This is a genomic window from Falsiroseomonas oryziterrae, assembly GCF_021864505.1.
GTDB classification, from domain to species: Bacteria; Pseudomonadota; Alphaproteobacteria; order Acetobacterales; family Acetobacteraceae; genus Falsiroseomonas; species Falsiroseomonas oryziterrae.
This window is the reverse complement of the sequence record NZ_JAKJIB010000172.1, coordinates 1-8,121: the sequence shown is the minus strand read 5'-3', so window position 1 is coordinate 8,121 and position 8,121 is coordinate 1. Positions and strand designations below refer to the sequence as shown.

6 protein-coding genes are annotated in these 8,121 nt (G+C 72.8%); 1 reads left to right on the top strand and 5 read right to left on the bottom strand.

Translation table 11 applies throughout. From position 1 onward, the window contains the following. The 3 genes from L2I40_RS14125 to dnaE form a co-directional block, all read right to left on the bottom strand. Positions 1 to 918: glycosyltransferase family 2 protein (locus L2I40_RS14125; RefSeq protein ID WP_237215643.1), on the bottom strand; the 918-nt coding region annotated here is incomplete at its 3' end. Between the two features lie 130 nt (positions 919 to 1,048). Next, a complete protein-coding gene (cysC, locus tag L2I40_RS14120; protein ID WP_237215642.1) occupies positions 1,049 to 2,911 on the bottom strand; it encodes an adenylyl-sulfate kinase in 1,863 nt (620 codons plus the stop codon). Positions 2,912 to 2,913: 2 nt separating this feature from the next. Then, positions 2,914 to 6,360 carry a DNA polymerase III subunit alpha gene (gene dnaE / locus L2I40_RS14115; protein WP_237215641.1) on the bottom strand — a complete coding sequence of 1,149 codons (3,447 nt, stop codon included), beginning with the start codon at positions 6,358 to 6,360 and terminating at the stop codon, positions 2,914 to 2,916. 36 nt (positions 6,361 to 6,396) lie between these two features. Between dnaE and L2I40_RS14110 the strand changes: the two genes are divergently transcribed. Next, complete coding sequence (locus tag L2I40_RS14110) at positions 6,397 to 6,864, top strand: nucleoside deaminase (protein ID WP_237215638.1); 468 nt, start codon at positions 6,397 to 6,399, stop codon at positions 6,862 to 6,864. Positions 6,865 to 6,870: 6 nt separating this feature from the next. Here L2I40_RS14110 and L2I40_RS14105 read toward each other — a convergent pair whose 3' ends face one another. Then, positions 6,871 to 7,767 (bottom strand): hypothetical protein, encoded by an 897-nt coding sequence (locus L2I40_RS14105; protein ID WP_237215636.1) that lies wholly within the window; start codon positions 7,765 to 7,767, stop codon positions 6,871 to 6,873. After that, on the bottom strand, positions 7,768 to 8,121 hold a 354-nt coding region (locus L2I40_RS14100; protein ID WP_237215634.1), incomplete at its 5' end, for an ATP-binding cassette domain-containing protein. It lies immediately after the preceding gene.

Genomic DNA, 8,121 nt, shown 5'->3' with positions numbered 1-8,121 from the left:
GCGCAGGTCGCGCGCGAGCCGGGCCGGATCATGCCATCGGGCGCCGCCCAGCGCGGCAAGCCAGGCGCCGGCCTGGGCCGCTTCCGCGATCGCGGCGCCGTCCAGCAGATCCTGCCGGCGCGCCAGCAGGCGCATGACCGCGGGCCCCGCGCGGCCCGACGCGAGCCGCATCATGGCCCGGTTGGCCGCGGCCTGGGCCCGCGCCACGCCAGCACGGCGCGAGATCGATCGCGGGCGAACCCGATAGACGTAGAGGGCCTCGGCCGAGAGCCGGAAGCGCGCGCCGGCGAGGAGGCAGGCGAAGAGGAAGGCGAGGTCCTCGCTGGTCTCGAGCGTCTCGTCATAGGCGAGGCCATGCGCCCTGACGAAGTCGCGGCGGATCAGGGGCTGCGCGTAGCCGATCGCGCCGGGCGGGCCGGGCGGCGCATCCGGCATGTCGCGCCGGAGCAGCTCCTCGGTCGCGATCCAGCCGGCGCCCTCGCCGCCGAACTGCGTGCCGAGCTCGGCGCCGGTCTCGAAATCGCGCAGCAGCAGGTCGTCGGCCAGCAGGTCCGCCCCGCTCGCCTCTGCCTCCGCGACCATCCGTGCGAGGCGGTCCGGCAGCCAGAGGTCGTCGGCGTCGAGCAGCGCCAGCCAGGTGCCGCGTGCCTCGGCGAAGGCGAGGTTCCGCGCGGCACCCGCGCCGCCGGGGCGGGCGCGGCGCAGCGGACGGATCCGCGCATCGGCGGCAGCGGCGCGCTCCAGCACCGTCCAGGTGGCATCCGTCGAGCCGTCGTCGACAGCGATGATCTCCAGCGCGCGCAGCGTCTGCCCGGCCGCGGAGGCCAGCGCCGCCCCGACGAAGCCGGCGGCGTCGCGCGCGGGGATGACCACGGAGACCCGCGGCGCAGTCGTCGTCCGGTCGGCGGCGGGCAGCATGGCGCGCGAACGTCGCGGCGCGGGCCGGGATCGTTGTCGTTCCGCCTGCCCGGCAGAGGTTCCGCAGCGGCAGCATTCCGGGCGCGGACGCGGCGCGGCGCGGCGCGAATGCCGCCGGGCGCCGACGCCTTCACCGCGCGAGCAGAGGACGCAGATGCGCGAGCACCGCCTCCGCCACCGCGTCCGGTGTCGTTCCGGCGGTCGCGATGCGGAGCTCCGGCGCCTCCGGCGGCTCATAGGGGCTCGAGATGCCGGTGAAGTTCGCGATCTCGCCGGCCAGCGCCCTGGCGTAGAGCCCCTTCGGATCGCGGGCGATGCAGACCTCGAGCGGCGCGTCCACGAAGACCTCGACGAACTCGCCCTCCGGCAGCATCTCGCGCACCATCCGGCGCTCCGCGCGGAAGGGCGAGATGAAGGAGCACAGCACGATCAGCCCGGCATCGGCGAGGAGCTTCGCGACCTCGCCCGCACGGCGGATGTTCTCCACCCGGTCCTGGTCGGTGAAGCCGAGGTCGCGATTCAGCCCCTGCCGCAGGTTGTCGCCATCGAGCGCGTAGGTATGCCGCCCTTCCGCGTGCAGGGCGCGCTCCACCAGCTTCGCGACGGTGGACTTGCCCGAGCCCGACAGGCCGGTGAACCACACCACGAGCGGCCGCTGGCGATCGAGCGCGGCGCGCGAGACGCGGTCCACCAGGAACCGCTCGGGATGGAGGTTGGCGGCGCGGCGCAGCGGGAAGGCCACCATGCCCGCCCCCACCGTGCGGTTGGTGAAGCGGTCCACCAGGATGAAGGCGCCCGTTGCGCGGTTCTCCGCATAGGGATCGAACGCGGCCCGCGTGCCGAGTGCGAGGTTGCAGAAGCCGACGTCGTTCAGTTCGAGCCGTCGCGCCGGCTGCCGTTCCAGCGTGTCGGGCGCGAGCCGATGCTTGATCAGCGTGACGGAGGCGGTGGTCCAGAGATGGCCGAGCCGCGCCATGTATTGCCGCCCCGGCAGCATCGCCTCCTCGTCCATCCAGACGAGATGCGCGGCGAACTGGTCGGCGACGGCGGGCAGCGACCCGGGATGGGCGAGCACGTCGCCGCGCGCCACGTCGGTCTCGTCGGCCAGGCAGAGCGTGACCGCCTCGCCCGCGGCCGCACTGTCCTGCTCGCCGCGCGGCCCGAGGATGCGGGCGACGCGGCTCGGCGCGCCCGAGACCGCGACCACCACCGCTTCCCCCACCGCGACGCGGCCCGAGGCGATGGTGCCGGCATAGCCGCGGAAGCCGGCATCCGGACGGTTCACCCATTGCACGGGCAAGCGGAAGGGCGCGTCCTCCGCCCCGGCCTCGACATCGATGTCCTCGAGATGCGCCAACAGCGTCGGGCCGGCGTACCACGGCGTCGCCTCCGACCGGCGCACCACGTTGTCGCCCCGCCGCGCCGAGACCGGGATGGCGACGTCGCTGGCGAAGCCGAGCGGCGCGGCGAAGCTGCGCCACGCCGCGACCGATCGCGCGAAGGCGGCCTCGTCGTAGCCGACGAGGTCCAGCTTATTCACCGCAAGCACGACATGGCGGATGCCGAACAGGGCGCAGAGATGGGCGTGCCGGCGGGTCTGGGTCAGCGGCCCGTGGCGCACGTCGCAGAGCAGCACGGCGAGCTCGCTGGTCGAGGCGGCGGTGGCCATGTTGCGGGTGTGCTGCGCATGCCCCGGCGCATCGGCGACGATGAAGCTGCGGCGCGGCGTCGCGAAGTAGCGATGAGCGACGTCGATGGTGATGCCCTGCTCGCGCTCCGCTTCCAGCCCGTCGAGCAGCAGGGCGAGGTCGGTCTCCTCGCCCGTCGTGCCGAAGCGCCGGCTGTCGCGCGTCACCGCCTCGAGCGTGTCGTCCGGCACCAGCCGCGCATCGTGCAGCAGCCGGCCGAGCAGGGTGGACTTGCCGTCATCCACCGACCCGCAGGTCAGGAAGCGGAGCGGCGGGCGCGCGGCCGGCGCCGCCTCCTCCGGCACGGCTAGAGCTCCTGCACCTCGGCGACCCCGGGCAGCACCTTCATCGCCTGCATCAGCCTGGGCGAGACGTTGAAGCCGCCGGGCAGCGCGATCTCCACCTCCTGCCCCGGGCCGGTCACCGGCACCAGCACGACGCGCCCGCGTCCCCTGCCCTCGCGTTCCAGCAGCGCGCGGATATGCGGCACGGCGCCGGACTGCTCGAGCCACAGCTTGATGCCGCTTGCGATGCCGGCGGCCGCCTTCTCCAGCGGTTCCGCATCCTGCGCGGTGATGCGCAGCGCCTCGCCGTCCATCCGCACCTCGGCGGAAAGCAGGATCGCGTTGCCTTCCTGCAGATGATCGCCCGCGCGCGCCAGGCTCTCGCTGAAGAAGGTCGCCTCGTAGGAGCCCTGCGCGTCGGAGAAGCGGATCCAGGCCATGCGGTTGCCGGTCTTGGTGCGGCCGTTCTTCACCGCGACGACCGTGCCGGCGAGCTTCATCCGCGCCGCGCCCGCCCGCGCGCGGTCGGCGATCTGCGAGGACGCCACGACGCCGAGCTTGGACAACGCGCGCTTGTAGGTGTCGAGCGGATGGGCGGAGAGGTGGAAGCCGACCGCCTCGGCCTCGTAGGTCAGCCGCTCGAGCATCGGCCAGTCCTGCGCATCCGGCAGGCGGAGTGGGGGCGGCGCGCTCTCGGCGCCGAACATGTCGCGCGTCGGGTTGGCGCGGCGCTCGGCCGCTTCCTGCGCGGCGCGCAGGATCGTCTCGGCGCCCTGGACGACCCGCGCGCGGTTGCGCTCCAGGCCCTCGAAGGCGCCGGCCTTGGCGAGGTTCTCGAGCTGCATCTTGTTCAGCAGCTTCGGATCGACGCGCCCGGCGAAGTCCGACAGCGAGGCGAAGGGACCCGCGGCATCGCGCGCCTTCACCAGATCCTTCATCGCACCGAGCCCGACGCGCTTGATCGCACCGAGGGCGAAGCGGATCGCCACCTTGCCGTCCGCCTGCGTCTCCAGCGTGAACTCGGCGCCGGAGCGGTTGACGTCCGGCGGCAGCACCGGGATGCCGAGCCGCGCCGCCTCCTGCATGTGGCCCGCCAGCTTCTCCGTCTTGTCGAGGTCGAGCGACATGGAGGCGGCGAGGAAGGCGGTCGGGTGGTTCGCCTTCAGCCAGGCGGTCTGGTAGGAGACGAGGGCGTAGGCCGCTGCGTGGGACTTGTTGAAGCCGTATTCGGCGAACTTCTCCATCAGGTCGAAGATCTCGCCGGCCTTGGCCTCCGGCACGCCGTTCTTCACCGCACCTTCGACGAAGATCTTCCGCTGAGCCTCCATCTCGGAGCGGATCTTCTTGCCCATGGCGCGGCGCAGCAGGTCGGCGCCACCGAGGCTGTAGCCCGCCAGCTCCTGCGCGATCTGCATGACCTGCTCCTGGTAGACCAGGATGCCGTAGGTCTCGTCCACGATGTGGCGGATGGCGGGATGCGGCGGCTCCCACGGCTCGCCATGCTTGCGCTGGCAATAGGCGGGGATGTTCGCCATCGGACCGGGCCGGTAGAGCGACACGGCGGCGATCAGGTCCTCCAGCCGGTCGGGGCGCATCATGCGCAGGCAGTCGCGCATCCCCTGGCCTTCGAACTGGAACACCCCCGCCGCGTCGCCCTTCGCCAGCATCGCGTAGGTCTTCGCGTCGTCGAGCGGCAGGCGCGCGAGGTCGATCTCGATGCCCTGGCTCTTCAGCAGCTCGACCGCGCGTTCGAGCACCGTCAGCGTCTTGAGGCCGAGGAAGTCGAACTTCACCAGCGACGCCTGCTCCACATGCTTCATCGAGTACTGGGTGATGAGCATGTCGGACCGCGGGTCGCGGTAGAGCGGCACGATCTCGACCAGCGGCTTGCGCCCGATGACCACGCCGGCGGCATGGGTCGAGGCGTTGCGATAGAGGCCTTCGAGCTGCTGCGCCACGTCGAGCAGGCGCGCGACCTGCTCGTCGGTGTCGCGCATCTCCTGCAGCTTGGGCTCGCCCTCGATCGCCTGGGCGAGGGTGACGGGCTTGGCCGGGTTGAAGGGGATCAGGGACGCGATGCGGTCCACCTGGCCATAGGGCATGCCCATGACGCGCCCGACGTCGCGCACCGCCGCCTTGGCCTGCAGCTTGCCGAAGGTGATGATCTGGGCGACGCGATCCGCGCCGTACTCGTTCACCACGTAGCGGATCACCTCGTCACGCCGGTCCTGGCAGAAGTCGATGTCGAAGTCGGGCATCGACACGCGCTCGGGGTTCAGGAAGCGCTCGAAGAGCAGGCCGAAGCGCAGCGGGTCGAGGTCGGTGATCAGCAGCGCCCAGGCGGCGACCGATCCGGCGCCGGAGCCACGGCCGGGCCCGACCGGGATTCCGTGCTGCTTCGCCCATTGGATGAAGTCGGCGACGATCAGGAAGTAGCCCGAGAAGCCCATCTTCTCGATGACGGAGAGCTCGTAGGCCAGGCGCTGGCGGTAGGTGTCGCGCTCGGCCTCCGGCGTGCCCTGCGCCTCGAGCCGCATCTCCAGCCCCTCGCGCGCCATCTCGGCGACGGTCTCGGCCTCCGTCATGCCGGGGCGGACCTTCGGGCAGATGGGCAGCTCCGGCTTTCGGCTCTCGGCCATCACCGCGCAGCGCCGCGCGATGGCGAGCGTGTTGTCGCAGGCCTCCGGCAGGTCGGCGAAGAGCGCGCGCATGGCGGCCGCCGGCTTGAACCAGTGCTCGCGCGTCACGCGGCGGCGGTCCTGCTCGGCCAGCACGCGGCCCTCGGCGATGCAGAGCAGCGCGTCATGCGCCTCGTGCATCCCGGCCTCGGCGAAGTAGACGTCGTTGGCGGCCGCGATCGGCAGGCCGAACTCCTCGGCCAGTCGCAGCAGGCCGGGCTCGACCGCGCGCTCGACGGCCAGGCCGTGCCGGTGCAGTTCCACCACCAGGTCGTCGCCGCCGAAGATCTCGCGCAGCTGCGCGAGCAGCCGCCGCGCCGCGTCGCGCCGGCCTTCGGAAAGCAGCCGGCCGAGCGGCCCGGTGGTCCCGCCGGTCAGCAGGATCAGCCCCTCGGCGTGCCGGCCGAGCGTCTCGAGCGTCAGGCAGGGCTCGCCGGAGGGATCGCTGCCGAGGAAGCCCGCCGAGGAGAGGCGCTGGAGGTTGTCGAGACCGGCGGCGTTGCGCGCCAGCGCCACGATCGGATCGGGCCGGCTGCGCTGCGGGTCGGCCCGCCCCGGCTCCTCGGTCGCGGCGCGGCCGAGCCAGAACTGGCAGCCCATGATCGGCTGGATGCCCTTGCCCGCGCATCCTTGGGCGAATTCCAGCGCGCCGAAGAGGTTGGCGGTGTCGGTCAGCGCGACGGCCGGCATGCCGTCCGCCTTCGCCAGCGCGGGCAGCTTCTCCGCCTTGATCGCGCCCTCGGACAGCGAGTAGGCGGAATGGGTGTGCAGATGCACGAAGGAGGCGGCCATCCGCCCCTCCTAGCACGGATCGGGCGGGGATTCGCGATGCCGGACGACCTCACGCTGCTGCGCCGCGCCATCGCGCTGGCCGCCGAAAGCCGGGCGGCCGGCCAGCATCCGTTCGGCGCGCTGCTGGCCGATGCGCAGGGCCGCGTGCTGATGGAGGCGACCAACGGCTTCCATCCGCATGGCGACGGCACCGCCCATGCCGAGCGGCTGCTGGCCACCCGCGCCTGCATCGAGTTGCCGCCCGAGGCGCGTGCCGGTGCGACGCTCTATTCCAGCGCCGAGCCCTGCGCGATGTGCAGCGGCGCGATCTACTGGGCCGGCATCGGCCGCGTGGTCTATGGCCTGTCGGAGGCGCGGCTGAAGGCGCTGATCGGGCCGCATCCGGAGAACCTCACCATGGCCCTGCCCTGCCGCGAGGTCTTCGCCGCAGGCCAGCGCGGCATCGTGGTGGAAGGCCCGCTGCTCGAGGAGGAGGCCGAGGTCGCGCATCACGGCGCCTGGTAGCGCCGCTCAGCTTGCCCCCGTCTCCGCCGCGCCGAGCAGGAGGTCCGGCGCGGCGAGTTGCGCCACCTCGTCGCGCGTCGCCTCGCGTCCCGCCTCGCTGCCGTCGATCGCCGCATCCAGCTCCGCCGCCGTGCCGCCCCAGCCTGCGGCGGGGAAGAGATGGAAGCGCCAGCGCGGATCGCCGAGCGGCACGAGGTCCACGTCGCGCCGCAGTCCCGGATGCAGGACGCCGGCCAGCGGCAGGTGGATCGTCTCAGCCTCGGACAGCCAGGCGGCGAGCCAGGAGAAGGTGCTGACCGCGACGACAAGGTGCCGGGCCGCGCGCAGCGTCGCGAAATCCTGCATCGGCGAGGCGGAGGGGATGATGCGTGCCGCCGGGAAGCGCGCGCGCAGCGCCGCCGAATAGCGGTCCTCGCCCAGCTGCCCGACGAAGACCGGCTTCAGCCCGGTCTCGGCGATCAGCCGCGCGTAGAAGGCCAGCGGCAGCGGCCGGTAGCCCGGATGCACGGGCCCTAGGATCTCCGCCGCGCGGATGTTGATCACGAGTTCGTCCGGCGCCGTCGCGACGCCGGCATGCATCAAGGCGGGAAAGAGACGCTGCGCGAGCGGGCGCGAGAGCAGTTCCATCCGGCAGCCGAGCGCCTCAGTCTCGATGCCGTCCACGATCCCGGCCCCGAGCAGGTAGGACAGCCGCGCCAGATCCACCTCATGCCCCGCAAGCCGGATGCGCCGGGGCGGCAAGGGCAGATCCGGCGGTGCGATGCCCCACTCAGGCAGCGGCGGTCCGGTGACGGCGAGGTCCGGAATGCGCTCGGCCAGCACATGGGCGAGCATCAGCTGGAACATCCGGTTGCCGAGCCCGCCGGCGAAGCGATAGGCGACGACCCGGCCCGGCGCGCTCATTCAGGCCGGGACGACATGGCCGTCGCGCAGCGTCACGACGCGGTCCATGCGTGCGGCGAGATCCGGGTTGTGGGTCGCGATCAGCGCCGCGACCCCCTGCCCGCGCACGGCGTGCAGCAACTCGTTGAACACGCGGTCGGCGGTCGCGACGTCGAGGTTGCCCGTCGGCTCGTCCGCCAGCAGCACGCGCGGGCGGTTGGCCAGCGCACGGGCGATCGCGACCCGCTGCTGCTCGCCGCCCGAGAGCTTGCCCGGCCGGTGCGCCTCGCGCCCCGCCAGGCCGAAGGCGTGGAGCAGTTCCGCGGCGCGCGCATCCGCCGCCGCGCGCGCGGTGCCGGCGGCCATCTGCGGCAG